Genomic DNA, 14,574 nt, shown 5'->3' on the forward strand with positions numbered 1-14,574 from the left:
TGTAGTCCCCCCGTTACAGTTCGACAGTCGGCAATCTGACCATGAACACGCTCTATCGCGTGACCGGCCGGGCTGCCAGGGGGTTGGGTGGAACGTGGACTACCGCCGCCGCCTCCGTTCGCGCCGTCTGCCGGCTGCCTTTCTCCCTCTCATCGCGACGACGGCGTGCGCCGTCGCCCTACTCGTGACCGGCACCGCCGTGCAGTGGGCACTGCATTACGGCCCCGACGCGACGCCGCGGCCGGGCGCCTCCCGCGACCGGGGTGCCGACGAGTCGGCGTCACCCGCGGGGCTGGAGCTTCCCCCCGTCAGGCTGGACACCGAGGGCTTCGCCAGCTGGGCGATGCTGGACCGGCGTACGGGCCAGATCGCCGGATCGGACAACCTGGACGCCGCCAGCGACACCATGTCCCTGATCAAGGTTTGGCTCGCCGCGGACTTCCTGCGCCGCACCGACTATCCGGACGAGCGCAGCCTGAACCGGCTGATCATCATGATCCGCGACTCGGACAACAAGGCCGCGTACGAGTTCTACGAGCGCAACGGCGGCCGGGCCGGCATCGAGCGCATGGTCGACATCTGCGGGCTGACCGAGTCGAAGCCCTACAAGATCGACGGTTACTGGTCGAACACCGTGGTCTCCGCCCGTGACGTGGCCCGGCTGGGGGTCTGCGTGGCCGACGGCCGGGCGGCGGGCCCGCACTGGACGGACTGGCTGCTGACCCAGATGCGCCTGGTACGCGGTGTCGGCGACTTCGGGCCGCGGGCCGCGTTCCCGCCGGAGGTGGCGTCGACCATCGCCATCAAGAACGGCTGGCTGCTGCGCACCGAGGACAAGCTGTGGCACCTGGCCTGCCTGGCGGTCACCGACAAGTGGAGCATGAGCGTGCTGCTGCGCTACCCGTCCCGCCTCGGCTTCGACCACGGCCGCGACCTCTGCCGTTCCGTGGCCGACCAGCTCAAACCCGCACTCCCCTGACCGCGGAACGAAGGAAGGGCACCTTCCGCAACGCCAAGCGTTGGGAAGGTGCCCTTCCTTCGTTACAGCCGGGTCAGGCGGGGCGGCGGGACTGGATGATGCGGAACCGGCTCGCCACGAACGCGCCGTCGGTCAGGGCCGCGTTGGCGGCGGGGTTCGCGCCGGAGGCGTGGAAGTCGGAGAACGCGGCCGACTGGTTGACGAAGATGCCGCCGGTCAGGTTCGCCGACAGGTGTACGCCCACCTCCATCGCCGCCTGCTCGACCGCGTCGAGCACGGACTCGTCGGTGCTGTAGACCGCCGCGGTGATCGCGCCCATCTGTCCGACCGTCTCCCGGAAGATGTCGATGCTCTGCCGGGTCGACTCCGTGGGGATCGCGAACGTCACCGGGCCGAAGCACTCGGCGGCGTACCCGTCGGTCACCTTCACGATCATCGGCGTGCGCACCACCGCACCGGCGTACGCCGGGTGGGCCAGCTCAGCCGAGTCGAGCACGACGTCGCCCAGCTTGCGGGCGGCCTCGATCCGGTCGACCACGTCGCCGTTGACGATCGCGCCGGTGAACTCGACGGCCTTGGCCGGGTCGGCGGTGATCGCGCGGACCGCACCCGCGATGCCGTCGACGACCTCGTCGAAGCTCTTGTGCCCGGCCTCGGTCTCGATGCCGCCGGCCGGGATGAGCAGGTTCTGCGGGGTGGTGCACATCTGGCCGCTGTAGAGGGTCAGCGAGAAGCCCAGGTTGCGGCACATGCCCGCGAAGTCGGCGGTCGAGTCGACGACGACGGTGTTGACCCCGGCCTTCTCGGTGTACACCTGCGCCTGGCGGGCGTGCTGCTCCAGCCAGTCGCCGAAGGCGGTGGAGCCGGTGAAGTCGATGAGGCGGATCTCGGGCCGCAGCGCGAGATCCTTGGCGATCGGCGCCTCCCGGGTGTCGACGGCGAGCTGCACCGTGTTCGGGTCGAGCCCGGCCTCGGCGAGCACCTCGCGGGCGACCTGCACGGTGATGGCCAGCGGCAGCACCGCGCCCGGGTGCGGCTTGACCAGCACCGGGTTGCCGGTGATCAGCGACGCGAACAGGCCCGGCCAGGAGTTCCAGGTCGGGAACGTGTTGCAGCCGATGACCAGGCCGATGCCGCGCGGCACCAGGTGGTACGTCTTGGCCAGCGTGTCGGCCTTCTTGGTCCACACCACGGAACCGGCCTGCCGGGTCTGCTCGGCGTAGCCGTAGGCGACCGCCTCCAGCGCGCGGTCGAGCGCGTGCGGTCCACCCGCCTGGAAGGCCATCACGAACGCCTGGCCGGTGGTCGCGTGCACCGCGTTGGCCAGCTCGAACACCCGCTTGTGCAGGCGGGCGAGGATCTCCAGGCAGACTCCGGCGCGCTGCTGCGGCCCGGCGTCGCGCCACGAGCCCAGCGCGGCCCTGGCGGCGGCGATCAGAGCGTCAGGGCTGGTCCGGGGGTATCGCACCCCGAGCGGGATGCCGAACGGCGACTGCTCCGGGGCCACCCACTCGTCGGCGGGCTGGTCCAGCGGGAAGTCCAAGCCCTGCAGGGCGTTGAAGGCGGCCTTGCCGTCGGCGGCAGCGGTCTCGCCGTACACCTTCGGGCTCGGCGACTCGGGGTACGCCGACCAGTAGCCGCGCTCGGTGATCGCCCGCAGCGCGCTGCTCAGCAGCTCCTCATGGGTGGTGAAGAGGTCCGTGGTGGTGACAGTCATGCCCCTCATCATGCCCGACGGGGTGAGCGGAGCCACAGTTGAACATGTTCAAGTCGTGTGCCAGCATGAGAACGTCCGCAAGTTGAACACGTTCACATCGGAGATGGGACATGGACCCGAAGCTGGTCGTGTACCTGGCCTACGCGGTGGTCACCCTCGCGCTGACCCTCTGGGTCGGCCACACCCTGCAGCGGCACGGGCAGGCCTTCCTGCGCGACGTGCTGCCCACCGGGGAGCTCGCCGCCGCCGTCACGAAGTTCCTCGTGATCGGCTTCTACCTGCTCAACCTCGGTTACATGGCGATCGCCATGAAGACCTACGACGAGGTGACCGGCCCCGTCGGCGCGGTCGAGACGCTCGCCACCAAGATCGGCATCATCACGCTCGCCCTGGTGCTGGTGCACCTGGGCACCGTGCTGCTGCTCGCCCGGCTGCGCCGGCAGATCCAGGGGCCGCTGACCCGGGCGTACCCGGTCCCGGCCGCCGCGATCACCCAGCAGGCCGCCGACCGGCCCACCGCCCGGCAGGCCGACGCCCGCCGACTGACCCCGACCGCGTGAGCCACCGCTAGCGTGGGCAGCGTGACGCACACCGACAACGGCTCGTCCCCCGCCGCCGAGCAGGCGGCCCGGGGACGGGCCGCTGACACGTCCCGCGGCGAGCAGACCCGCCAGGCGATCGTGAGCAGCGCCATCCGCCTGTTCGGCGAGGCCGGTTACGAGAAGACGACGATGCGGGCGATCGCCGCCGACGCCGGGGTCTCGGTCGGCAACGCCTACTACTACTTCCCCGCCAAGGAGGCGCTGGTCTCCGAGTTCTACCTCGAACTGCAGCGCGAGCACCTGGCCCGGGTCGAGCCGATCCTGAACGGCGGCACGTCCTTCGGCGACCGGCTGACCGCGATCCTGCGCGAGGGCATCGAGGTGTGGGCGCCACACCACGCGTTCGCGGGCCGCTTCATCGGCATCGCGGCGGTTCCCGGCTCGCCGGTGAGCCCGTTCAGCACGGCATCGAGCGAGTCCCGCGAGCTGGCCACCAGCATCTTCCACCGGCTGGTGGACAGCACGGACGTGAAGATGGACCCGCAGTTGCGGGCGCGGCTGCCGCAACTGCTGTGGCTGGCCCAGCTCGGCCTGGTCGTGTACTGGGTGCACGACACCACGCCGGGCCAGCGCCGCACCCGCTCCGTGGTCGACCTCGCCGTGCCCTACCTGGAGTACCTGGTCGGAGCGTCCCGGATGAAGATCTTCAGGCCGCTGACCACGCGCGGCCTGACCCTGCTGGAGGCCGTCTGGCCGCGCGCGGCCGGGTGAGCCCGCTCAGCATTTGCGGGGCTTGGCCCCGTCGAGCAGCCGGACGTACGCGTGGGACACGTAGATGCCGTCGCCGACGCGGTTCCACAGGTCGGTCGTGCGTACCGTCCCCTTGACCTTGTCGCCTTTGACCTGGCACCGGATCGGCACCTGGGCGTAGTCGCCCGCCCCGCCGCGCAGGTCGGCCTTGACCTTCGGGGCCGAGCGCACGCGCAGCCACTCGCCGCCGTCGGTGTCCACCACGCCCCGGTCGCCCTCGCCGGTCCACAGGTAGGTGACGTGGACCCAGTCGTTGTCGTCGAGGTCGAGGCCGTCCCAGAAGGCGCCGTCGGCGATGTCGATGCCCGCCGGGTTGGCCACCTCGCGACCGAACTCGTCCTCACCGTCGTTGTGGTCGTCCTGGTACGCCGCCTGCGCCTGCGGCTTGCCGCGCGGCAGTTCCTCCCACATGTGCCGGTCGTCGGCCCAGTAGTCGTCCTTGGTGTTCCACGGCCCGACGTCCCACACCGGCAGGAACACGCACCTGTCGTTGCCGTCGTGGCAGACCCGGACGCTCTTGTCGCCCTCGCCCCGCTCGGACAGCCCGCGCCAGGAGGGCAGCGCGGCGAACCAGTCGCGTTTGGTGATTTTGTGGCCGTTGGCGGTCTTCCAGCCGACCAGGCCCTCCCTGGTCGCGAAGACCTTGGCGGTGAGCGTGCCGCCGCCCGGCGGCGCTAGCGCCACGGCGGGAGTCGCGACCAGAGCGGCGGGCACGACGGTGAGGGCGGCGATCAGGGACACGAGCAATCGAGGCCTCATGTCTTTGATCAACGATCAAGACATGCCCAGGGTGCCGGGTATACGGCTAGTCCGTTTTAGGCATATGGTCCGATTCATTCCGCCGTTGCGGTGGAGCCGTCCTTCGCCAGGTCACGCTGCCAGTTCTGGAACGCGGCGAGCTTGCGGAAACCCATCTGCTCGTTGATGGCGATCATGTAGCCGTTCTCCGCCGCGTTGAACGTGTCCACCACCTCGACCTGCGGCATCTCCGCCCGGAAGAACCGCAGGTTCTCCACCTTCACCAGCGCGCCGAGCCGGTGGCCGCGGTGGTCCGGGTCCACGATGGTGATCTGCTGCCAGGCGTGCCAGGGCGTCTCGTCGTCGTTGGAGATCGTGGTCCAGGCGACCAGCGCGCCGGTCTGCTCGTCCACCGCCCCCGTGTGGAAAGTACGCCGTCCGCGCGCCGCGATCACCTCCTCCACCCGGCGCATCCGCGCCACGTCCGGCTTCTCCGCCTCGATCTGCAGGTCACCGGTCGGCGCATCCGACATCAGCCGGGAATCCAGGTATGCCACGCCCTCGGCCAGCTCCTCGGGGGCCGCGTCCCGCCAGCGCACCAGCCGGTAGCCGGTGGCCTTGGCCTGCGCGGCGGCCAGCATCCCGGCCAGCACGTCCTCGTCCACCTCCGCCAGCGTCAGCCGCCGTTGCAGCTCCGGCAGCGTGTTCGTGAACCCGAGCGCCGCCGCGAACGCACCCGGCGCCTCGTCGGGCGCGGGCAGCCCCGGCATGGACAGCGAAGCGCCGGTCACCAGGACGGTGCGGCCGTGCTCGCGGGCGTACGCCAGCACCTCGCCGAACAGCGCCCGGCCCACGCCACGCCGCCGGAACCGCGGCGCCACCTCGATCGTGAAGGAGAGGACCTTGAGGTTGTCCTCGGTCATCCGCGACACCTCGAGCCGCCCCGCAGGCTCGCCGTCCACCCAGGCCAGTTGATGCTCCACCGCCCGCGCCGGAAACGCGTGCTCGAACATCAACTCCGCCATCCGCCTGGTCCGTGCCGGAAGATACGGGAACTCGTACTCGCGTATCCGCTCCACCACCTCCACCCAGGCGTCGATGGAAGCGGGATCGTCAACGCTGACGGGGGCGATACGCAGACTCATGCCCGCCAGCGTCCTCCGCCCTGTCCCCCACCGCACCCCCTTTTTCCGAAGGAAGGGCACCTTCCCATCGATATACGTAGAGGAAGGGCACCTTCCTAACCGCGCACCGCGTGGGAACTGCACAGACAGGTGCCCCCTCCCGCATCTGCGGAAGGGCGCACCTGTCTGTGGCTCGGATCAGCCGAGTAGGCCCGCCTCGCGGGCGGCCTTCAGCGACGGCTTCACCCGGTAGGTCGGGCCGACCAGCTCGGCGACGGCGTCCAGGGTCTTCAGGCCCTCGCCGGTGTTGAACACGACCGTCTCCAGGTCCGGGTCGAGCCGGCCCGAGGCGATCAGCTTCGCGGTCACCGCGGTGGTCACCCCGCCCGCGGTCTCCGCGAAGACCCCGGTCGTACGCGCCAGCAGCCGGATCGCGTCGCGGATCTCGTCGTCGGAGGCGTAGTCCATCCAGCCGCCGGTGCGGCGCACCGCCTCCAGCGCGTACAGCCCGGCGGCCGGGTCGCCGATGTTCAGCGACTTCGCGATGCCGGTCGGCTTCACGGGGGTGATCACGTCGGTGTCGGCGTGCAGCGCGGTGGCGATCGGGTTGCAGCCCAGCGACTGCGCGCCGAAGACCTTCCAGCCGCCCTCCGGCGCGACGGCCAGGCCCGACGACACCAGCTCCTCGAACGCCTTGTCAATCTTGGTGAGCAGCTCGCCGGAGGCCATCGGGATGACCACCTGCGCCGGGATGCGCCAGCCGAGCTGCTCGGCGACCTCGTAGCCCAGCGTCTTGGAGCCCTCGGCGTAGAACGGGCGCACGTTCACGTTGACGAACGCGGTGTCCTCGAACTCGTCGGTCTCGACCAGCTCCGAGCACAGCCGGTTCACGTCGTCGTACGAGCCCTCGATGGCGACCACGTCACCGCCGTACACAGCGGTGGTGATGATCTTTCCGGCTTCCAGGTCGTGCGGGATGAACACGACCGAGGGCACGCCCGCGCGGGCCGCGTGCGCGGCGACCGAGTTGGCCAGGTTGCCCGTCGAGGCGCAGGCGTAGCGGGTGAAGCCGAGCGCCTTCGCGGCGGTCAGCGCCACCGACACCACGCGGTCCTTGAACGAGTGCGTCGGGTTCGCCGAGTCGTCCTTGATCCACAGCGGGGCGCGCAGGCCGATCTCGGCGGCGAGCGCGTCGGCGCGTACCAGCGGGGTCAGTCCGGGGTTGAGCGTCACCCGGTCGGCCTCCTGCTGGCCGACGGGCAGCAGGCCCGCGTAACGCCAGATGTTCTGCGGTCCCGCCTCGATCTGGGCGCGGGTCACCTTGGCCAGCGACTCCGCGTCGTACCAGACCTCCAGCGGGCCGAAACACTCGTAACACGCGTGCTGGGCGGCGAGCGGGAACCGGGCGCCACAGCCCCGGCACTCCAGGCCGCGCGCGGGGGAATCGACACCGAGGGGCGTGATGACGGCAGACGTCATGAGATGTTTCCTCTCATCTTCCCGGCGTCACCGATCTGGCCCGCCGGACGGAGTTGGCACCTGCCATCGATGGTGGTTGCCGGAGCGTCGTCGGGCCGTGTCCCTCAGCTCCTCTGGATGAGGTATTCAGTTGTGCCTTGCAGTTAATCAGAACCGAGATCACGGTTTCCAGCGTTCCCACCGGATGAGATGCACACCTCACCCCCCGCCACGGCGCCCCGAACGCGCCGCCCCGCGCCGGACCCCCACCCGAATAGACGTTGGCCTATCTGAATGAGGATCCGTAGATCGAACTCATTCAGATAGGCCAACGTCTATGACAAAGCGGGTGTGGCGCGCGGCCGCACTGTCAGGAGACGACGTCCTTGCGGGAGAAGCGGTAGAAGGCCAGGGCGCAGAACGCGGCGAAGTAGCAGACCGCGGAGATGGTGCCCTTGATGATGTCGTCGAACTGCATCGGTGTGGTGAGCAGCCCCAGGTAGGCCTGGGCGAAGTGGGTCGGCAGGAAGTTGCGCAGCTCGCCCAGCGCCTCGATCTGGTCCAGGATCGAGGACACGATGTACAGCAGCACCGCTCCCCCGACCGCGCCGAGCGGGGCGTCGGTGAGCACCGACAGCAGGAACGCCAGCCCCGCCACGACCAGCATGTTGATGCCCAGGAAGCCCGCCGTGGCCAGCAGCCGCAGCGTGCCCTCACCGGCCGGGATCTCCGCGGCGATGCCCGACTGCAGCGGATGCCAGCCGTAACGGGCCGTACCCAGGATCAGCGCGGTGCCGAGCAGGGTCAGGATCGCCAGCGCCGAGTAGCTCAGCGCGACCGCCAGCTTGATCCCCAGCAGGCGCGCCCGCGGCACCGGCACCGCCAGCAGGTAGCGCAGGCTGCCCCAGCTCGCCTCGGACGCGACCGTGTCGCCGTGGAACAGCGCCACCACCACGACCAGCAGGAAGCTCGCCGAGACGAACAGCGCGAACATGGCGAAGTTCAGCCCGCCGGAGATCGCGGCGTCGGACAGCTGGGAGAACTGGCCCCGGCCGGAGCGGCCGTCGTCGTCCTCCCCGCCGAGCTCGAACGCGATCAGCAGGATGATCGGCAGCACGACCATGAAGCCCAGCGCGAGCTGGGTGCGCTTGCGCCGCCACTGCCGGGCGAACTCGGCGCCGTAGGTCAGGGTGCGTCCGGCGCGGTATCCCGCCGCCGCCCCGTCGGGCTGCGCCACGGCCGGCCCCGTCTTCAGTTCCACGTCGGTGCTCATGCCTTCGCCTCTCCGCCGGCATCGCCGAGCCTGCTCATTCGCCCGCGGTGCGCGCCCGTGCCCTCTGCCCGCCGATCGTCGGCGAGGCTGTCGCGTCGCTCGCTCACCGGTCACCACTTCCCGCCGTCGAGTCGCCGACCAGGGCCAGGAACGCGTCCTCCAGCCGCCGGCGCGGCGTGACCCGGTCGATGCCGACCCCGGCCCGCACCAGCGCGGACACCGCGTCGGTGCGGCTGACGTCGCCGAGGTCCACCACGAGGGTGCGCTCGCCGTCGACGGCGTACCCGGTGACGCCGTCGAGGCGGTCGAGGGTCTTGCTGGCCAGGTCGATGTCGGTGACGTCGAGCAGGGTCGTCGGGCTGTCCCCGACGATCTCGTCGACGCGGCCGGACGCCACGACCCGGCCCTTGTGCACGACGACCGCGTGCGTACAGGTCTGCTCCACCTCGGCCAGCAGGTGGCTGGAGACCAGCACGGCCCGGCCGTCGGAGGCGTATCGCTGCAGCACCCGGCGCATCTCGGCGATCTGCGGCGGGTCGAGCCCGTCCGTCGGCTCGTCGAGCACCAGCAGTTCCGGCAGGCCGAGCATGGCCTGCGCGACGGCGAGGCGCTGCTTCATACCGTGGCTGTAGTTCTTGACCTTGCGCTTGACCGCGTCGCCGAGACCGGCGATGGCCAGCGCGTCGTCGAACCGGGCCTCCTCCCACGGCCGCCCGGTGGCCCGCCAGTACGCGGCGAGGTTCTGCTCGCCGGACAGGTGCGGCAGGAAGCCGGGGCCCTCGACGAGCGCGCCGATCCGGGACAGCACGGGCGCGCCCGGGGCCAGCCGGTGCCCGAAGATCAGCACCTCGCCTGCGGTGGCCTGGGTGAGCCCCATCAGCACCCGCAGGCTGGTGGTCTTGCCCGCGCCGTTCGGGCCGAGCAGGCCGACCACCTGCCCGCGCTCGACGGTGAAGTCGATGCTGTCCACGGCCACGAAGTCGCCGTACGTCTTGCGCAGGCCGCGCACCCACAGCGGGGTGTCGGCGTGCGCGGCGGAGACCGAGTGGTCCACCCGCCGCTGCCGCCGCCGGGCCACGAAGATCACGAGCACCAGCCCGACGGCCAGCAGCGCCAGCAGTCCGAGCAGCACGTACAGCCAGAGCGCGTCGGCGGTGGCGATCGGGGTGCCGGGCACCGTCGGCAGGGTGACCAGGCCGCCGCCGTCGGCCGGGCCGACCGCAACGGTGTAGTCGACCGGCGCGGACGGGCCCAGGTAGGACTGGTCGGCGGTGGCGATGGTGATGCGCAGGCGGTGCCCGGCCTCGAAGTCGCGCACGATGCCCGGCAGCGTCACCTGCACCGGCTGCGCCTTGTCGATGCTGGTCGGCAGGCCGGTCAGGCGCAGCGGGGCGATCAGGCCCATGCTCAGCGCCGCCGAGCCGTTCGGGTCGACGTCGTACAGCTTGACGTAGAGCACCGCCTCGCCCGTCGGCGACGCCGCCCGGATCTGCACGCTCGGTGTGCCGACGACGCTGACGGTCTGCTCCAGCGGGGCGGACTCGAAGCGCGCGTGCTGGCCCGGCAGGTCGCTGACGACGCCGTTGACGAAGCTCGACAGCGCGCCCGAACCGGTGCCGGGCAGCGAGGACAGCGCGGCCGGGGTGCCGTTGGGCGGATTGGCGACGGTACGCGGACCGCCGCTCACCGGCACCTGCACGGTGCCCTGCCCGGCCAGTCCCGGATAGTCGGTGACCTGGTAACCGGTGGCCATCGTGCCCCGGTCGACCGCGTCCAGCCCGGTGATCCGCGAGTACGTGAAGCTGTCCGCGGGAGCCTCGCCGTTGCCCTTGAGGTAGTGGTCGAACCACTGCGCGGTGAGGAACTTCAGCCGGTCGGAGTCGGACTGCGGGCCGTCGCCGCCGTCGTGGCCGCCGCTGAACCAGGCCACCCGCACCGGCGTGCCGTTCGCGGCGATGCCGCGCGCGTTGGCGTCGGCCTCGTTCAGCGGGAACAGCGAGTCGGCCAGACCCTGGATCAGCAGCGTGGGGGCCTTGATCTGGGTGAGCACCGAGGCGGGGCTGCGCGCCGCGAGCTGCTGGCGCGAGTCCGCGTCGAGCCGCCCGGCGGCCGCCACCCGCAGGTAGGTCTGGCAGATGTCGGCGGCCCACCGGCCGCATGCCGGGTTGAGGTTCCCCGGACCGGCCGCGCCGCCCGCCGGTGCCTGGCCATTCGCGCCGCCGTCGCCGTCCGCGCCACCGTCGCCTTCCGCGCCGAGGTCGCCGTCGCCATTCGCGTCACCGCCCGCGCCGAGCGACTCCAGGTCCAGGCCGCCACCGCGACCGCGGCCGCCGGACATGCCGGAGCTGAAGAAGACACCAGCCCAGGCCTGCTTGAACACGCCGTCGTCGGTCGTCGCCGCGGACTGCGCGAACAGCGACCTGCCGAGGTCGTTCCAGGTGATCATGGGGACGATCGCGTCGACGCGCTTGTCCTGGGCCGCGAGCAGCAGCGACAGCGCGCCGCCGTACGAGCCGCCGAGCACGCCGACGCGCGGGTCGCCGGCCGCGTCGAGCTGGATGTCGTCGCGCTTGGCGAGGCGGTCCAGCAGTTGCTGGGCGTCGCGGACCTCGTAGTCGGGGGAGTTCAGGTGGATCTGCCCGGTGCTCGCACCGAAGCCCTGCGCGGTCCAGGTCAGCACCGCGTAGCCGAGTCCGGCCAGGTCCTGCGCGTCGAGGGCGACGCTCTCCTTGGTGCCGCCGAACCCGTGCGCCAGCAGCAGCGCGGGCACCTTCTTCCCGGCGGACGCGCCGTCGGGCAGGTAGAGCCGGGTGTCGAGGGTGACGTCCTGGTCACCGGCTGGACCGGTGCGCACCGCCACCCGCTCGTCCACCGTGCGGTAGCCGGGGTCCTCAGGCCACCCGGCCCAGGCCGCCAGCCCGGCGAGCAGGACCACGCCGACCCCACCGGCGATCCACCGTCTATTGATCTTCGCCCGTACTCGGGCCGCGAGCGCGCGCATGACCGCCACAGTACGGCGCGGCACCCCCGGACCCATCGGGGACAACCCCCACGCAAGCTGAGAGTTCTTTCAGCAGGCGTACGGGCGGCGTTCAGGCTTCTATCGCGTGCTGCGGGTGCGGACCCGGCTGCCGCGCAGCCGCCGCAGGCGGCCGACGAGCACCGGTTCGAGCTCCAGCGCGGCCTGGTTGTCCAGCAGCGCGTTGAGCAGCTGGTAGTAGCGCGTCGCGGAGACCTCGAACTGGTCGCGGATCGCCTGCTCCTTCGCGCCCGCGTGCCGCCACCACTGCTTCTCGAAGGCCAGGATGTGCCGGTCGAGCTCGGACAGCGCCTCGACCTCGACGGCCACCGCCGCGGCGGGCAGGTCGGAGTCGACCTCGTCGTCGCGCTCGGCGGGCGACGTCAGATCGACCGGGTTCAGATCGGCCGGGTTCAGATCGGCCGGGGTCAGGTCGGCGGGAGCGGGCTCGGGCCGGGGAGCCGGGATCAGGGGCAGTTCTGCCAGCTCGCTGCCGTCGGCTCGCGTACGCTGTCTGGTCTGCTCCATTTTGTCCCCTCCCCATGGGCCGTGCTCCACGAGTCTAGGTGCCCTGTCGTGATCAACGAAAGACCTGTGATCAGCGTTGCCGTGCCACAAAAGCGACCGGACGGCAGGAGTATCCGATACCCCCACCGCCCGGCCTTATGCCTTACCGAGTGCGTCAGCTGATGTCGCGGCGGCGCATCTGCCAGAACGCGAGCACCAGCACCACCGCGACCAGCGCCAGCGCGATCGAACCGCTCTGCTGCCAGGTGATCAGCAGCTCCGGCGGGTTGCAGTTGCCCACGTTGTCGCAGACGGTCTCCGGTGAACTGAAGTCCACCAGCTTCACCTCTTTGTTCATCCAGGCGAAGATGTGCACCGGCACCAGGTACTGCTCCCAGAACGGCACCCGGACCATCTGGAACAGGATGGTCAGGCCGACCTGCCCGACGATGACCACGGCCAGCGCCGCGCCCAGCGCCAGACCCGTGTGCCGGCCGACCGAGGCCAGCCCGAAGCCGAGCGCCGCGAACGCGAGGATCATGCCGAGCCCGCGCAGTGCGGTCAGCCCGAACGACTCCCACACCCCCGGCGTCAGGCCCGCCGTGGTGCCGCGGAACTCACCCGCCGCCCACAGGATGCCGGTCCAGACCCCCAGCGCCAGGATCGACAGCGCGGCCACCGACAGCAGCATCACGCCCAGCTTCGTGCCGAGCACCTTCATCCGTTTGGGCTGCCAGGTGAGCAGGTTCATCATCGAGCCCGACGCCCACTCCGCCCCGACGAACGACGCCCCCAGCAGGAACGCGACCATCGCCATGATGGCCGCCCAGACCAGGAACAGCTCGCCGTACATCGTCTTGAAGTCGAACGACGGCGGCATGAAGTCCTCGGCCCGGAAGTCCGAGCGCTGCGGCCCGGTCCAGCCGTCCTCGGGGCACTTCTCGCCACACTCGCGCTTGTACTGCTCGTAGTAGCGGACCTGCTCCTGGTACATCGCCTCGGCGGCCGTCTCGCCCTTGGCGCGGGCCTCGGCGGTCGGCTTGGAGTGGAACGCGAACAGGATCGACGCGATCGTCACCAGCAGCAGCAGGCCGATCGGGAACACCCAGCGGGTCAGCCGGCGCTTGAAGAACCGCCTCCGCTCAGCACGCACCAAGCTCATGCTGCCCCACCATTCTGCGGCGTGAGCTCCGGGCGCACGCTCTGGTCGACCGAGCGGACCTGGCCGGGCACCGGGGCGGTGCCGGTCAGCTCCAGGAACACGTCTTCGAGGTCCGCGGTGACCGGGGTCAGCTCGCTGACGTACAGCTGGCGCTCCGCCAGCAGCCGCGCGATCAACGCGGGCTTGTCCACCCCGGACAGCGTCAGGTGGTCGGTGTTCAACTGCGGCTGGAAGCCCGACGCGATCAGCACCTGGGCCGCCGCGGACAGGTCCGCCGGGGTCTCCAGGGCGACCTTCACCTGACCGGACGAGTGCGCCTGCAGCACCTCGGCGACCGGGCCCGCCGCGACCCGGCGGCCCAACGAGATGATGGTGACGCTGTCGCAGATGAGCTGGATCTCGCCGAGGATGTGGCTGGACAGCACCACGGTCATGCCACCGGCCGACAGGGTGGCCATCATGTCGCGCATCTCGCGGATGCCGCCCGGGTCCAAGCCGTTGGCGGGCTCGTCGAGGATCAGCAGCTTCGGCTGCTTGAGCAGCGCCGACGCGACGGCCAGCCGCTGCTTCATGCCGAGGGAGTACGTCTTGACGCGCTCCTTGGCGCGCTCGCGCAGGCCGACCAGCTCCAGCGCCCAGTCGACGCGCTCGGAGGGCAGGCTGCCCGCGTCGGCCAGCAGCGCGAGCGTGTCGCGTGCGGTGAAGTGCGCGAAGAACTGCGGGCTCTCCACGATCGCGCCGACCTGGCTGACGACCTGGGGCAGGTGCCGCGGCAGTTCCTGGCCGAGGATGCGCATCTCGCCGCTGTCCGGCTTGATCAGGCCGAGCAGCGTACGCAGCGTGGTGGTCTTGCCGGAGCCGTTGGGCCCCAGGAAGCCGTGGACCTGCCCGGCCTCCACATACATCTCGAAGCCGTCCAGCGCCCGGCGGGGACCACCCCGGGCTCGGTACGTCTTCCGCAGGCCTTGGATCTCCAAGACAGCGGCCACGGGCGACCTCCTAGGTATCAGTGACCCCCGCACCCTACTGGGTATGCACCCAGCACGCAGCCCTGATCTCCCCTGATTCTTCACAACCGCGCACCGTCCCCAACCCCCCACCCACCGTGCACAACTCTTAAAAAGTCGCGGCTTCCGGGCACCCCTGAGGCCGCGACTCTTTAAGAGTTGCGGCAGAGGTGGAGGGGGGCGGGATCGGAGAGCCGCATGCAGACCTTCCCGTCGTACGACGGCATCACGCTGGCGT

General features: G+C 70.7%; 12 protein-coding genes and 1 riboswitch. Of the genes, 3 read left to right on the forward strand and 9 right to left on the reverse strand.

Features of this window, described 5'->3' with window-relative positions:
- The first annotated feature begins 184 nt into the window (after positions 1-184).
- Positions 185-979 carry a serine hydrolase gene (locus tag HAV40_RS28810; protein ID WP_239086885.1) on the forward strand — a complete coding sequence of 265 codons (795 nt, stop codon included), beginning with the start codon at positions 185-187 and terminating at the stop codon, positions 977-979.
- A gap of 73 nt (positions 980-1,052) precedes the next feature.
- On the opposite strand, the gene paaN is transcribed toward HAV40_RS28810, so the two are convergent.
- Complete coding sequence (gene paaN / locus HAV40_RS28815; protein WP_409365000.1) at positions 1,053-2,696, reverse strand: phenylacetic acid degradation protein PaaN; 1,644 nt, start codon at positions 2,694-2,696, stop codon at positions 1,053-1,055.
- Positions 2,697-2,806: 110 nt separating this feature from the next.
- Between paaN and HAV40_RS28820 the strand changes: the two genes are divergently transcribed.
- Both HAV40_RS28820 and HAV40_RS28825 read left to right on the forward strand, forming a co-directional pair.
- A complete protein-coding gene (locus HAV40_RS28820; protein ID WP_239086884.1) occupies positions 2,807-3,256 on the forward strand; it encodes a hypothetical protein in 450 nt (149 codons plus the stop codon).
- Positions 3,257-3,277: 21 nt separating this feature from the next.
- Entirely contained in the window at positions 3,278-4,009 is a 732-nt protein-coding gene (locus tag HAV40_RS28825) for a TetR/AcrR family transcriptional regulator (RefSeq protein ID WP_239086883.1), read from the forward strand.
- Between the two features lie 6 nt (positions 4,010-4,015).
- Here the strand turns inward: HAV40_RS28825 and HAV40_RS28830 are convergent, their stop codons facing one another.
- The 8 genes from HAV40_RS28830 to HAV40_RS28865 form a co-directional block, all read right to left on the reverse strand.
- The gene (locus tag HAV40_RS28830; protein ID WP_166386691.1) at positions 4,016-4,807 is read right to left on the reverse strand and encodes a hypothetical protein; all 792 of its coding nucleotides are present in this window, start codon (positions 4,805-4,807) and stop codon (positions 4,016-4,018) included.
- A gap of 74 nt (positions 4,808-4,881) precedes the next feature.
- Positions 4,882-5,931, reverse strand: coding sequence for a GNAT family N-acetyltransferase (locus HAV40_RS28835; RefSeq protein WP_166386693.1), 1,050 nt, complete (start codon positions 5,929-5,931; stop codon positions 4,882-4,884).
- A gap of 177 nt (positions 5,932-6,108) precedes the next feature.
- Complete coding sequence (gene thrC / locus HAV40_RS28840) at positions 6,109-7,389, reverse strand: threonine synthase (RefSeq protein ID WP_166386695.1); 1,281 nt, start codon at positions 7,387-7,389, stop codon at positions 6,109-6,111.
- Between the two features lie 10 nt (positions 7,390-7,399).
- Positions 7,400-7,513, reverse strand: a riboswitch (SAM riboswitch).
- 225 nt (positions 7,514-7,738) lie between these two features.
- Entirely contained in the window at positions 7,739-8,641 is a 903-nt protein-coding gene (locus HAV40_RS28845; RefSeq protein ID WP_166386697.1) for an ABC transporter permease, read from the reverse strand.
- Between the two features lie 103 nt (positions 8,642-8,744).
- Positions 8,745-11,642: an alpha/beta fold hydrolase gene (locus HAV40_RS28850; protein ID WP_166386699.1), complete on the reverse strand. Its 2,898-nt coding sequence runs from the start codon at positions 11,640-11,642 to the stop codon at positions 8,745-8,747.
- Between the two features lie 99 nt (positions 11,643-11,741).
- Positions 11,742-12,188 carry a DUF3263 domain-containing protein gene (locus HAV40_RS28855; protein ID WP_166386701.1) on the reverse strand — a complete coding sequence of 149 codons (447 nt, stop codon included), beginning with the start codon at positions 12,186-12,188 and terminating at the stop codon, positions 11,742-11,744.
- Positions 12,189-12,342: 154 nt separating this feature from the next.
- Entirely contained in the window at positions 12,343-13,329 is a 987-nt protein-coding gene (locus HAV40_RS28860) for an ABC transporter permease subunit (RefSeq protein ID WP_166386703.1), read from the reverse strand.
- The gene (locus tag HAV40_RS28865) at positions 13,326-14,318 is read right to left on the reverse strand and encodes an ABC transporter ATP-binding protein (protein WP_166386705.1); all 993 of its coding nucleotides are present in this window, start codon (positions 14,316-14,318) and stop codon (positions 13,326-13,328) included. Before HAV40_RS28865 ends, HAV40_RS28860 begins: the two co-directional genes overlap by 4 nt.
- Positions 14,319-14,574 lie beyond the last annotated feature (256 nt).

The organism is Catellatospora methionotrophica (assembly GCF_011297335.1).
Lineage (GTDB): Bacteria > Actinomycetota > Actinomycetes > Mycobacteriales > Micromonosporaceae > Catellatospora > Catellatospora methionotrophica.

Coding starts and splice junctions, on each gene's coding strand:
- paaN (WP_409365000.1), bottom strand. CDS start 2,696: ATGACTGTCACCACCACGGACCTCTTCACCACCCATGAGGAGCTGCTG.
- HAV40_RS28820 (WP_239086884.1), top strand. CDS start 2,807: ATGGACCCGAAGCTGGTCGTGTACCTGGCCTACGCGGTGGTCACCCTC.
- HAV40_RS28830 (WP_166386691.1), bottom strand. CDS start 4,807: ATGAGGCCTCGATTGCTCGTGTCCCTGATCGCCGCCCTCACCGTCGTG.
- HAV40_RS28835 (WP_166386693.1), bottom strand. CDS start 5,931: ATGAGTCTGCGTATCGCCCCCGTCAGCGTTGACGATCCCGCTTCCATC.
- thrC (WP_166386695.1), bottom strand. CDS start 7,389: ATGACGTCTGCCGTCATCACGCCCCTCGGTGTCGATTCCCCCGCGCGC.
- HAV40_RS28845 (WP_166386697.1), bottom strand. CDS start 8,641: ATGAGCACCGACGTGGAACTGAAGACGGGGCCGGCCGTGGCGCAGCCC.
- HAV40_RS28850 (WP_166386699.1), bottom strand. CDS start 11,642: ATGCGCGCGCTCGCGGCCCGAGTACGGGCGAAGATCAATAGACGGTGG.
- HAV40_RS28855 (WP_166386701.1), bottom strand. CDS start 12,188: ATGGAGCAGACCAGACAGCGTACGCGAGCCGACGGCAGCGAGCTGGCA.
- HAV40_RS28860 (WP_166386703.1), bottom strand. CDS start 13,329: ATGAGCTTGGTGCGTGCTGAGCGGAGGCGGTTCTTCAAGCGCCGGCTG.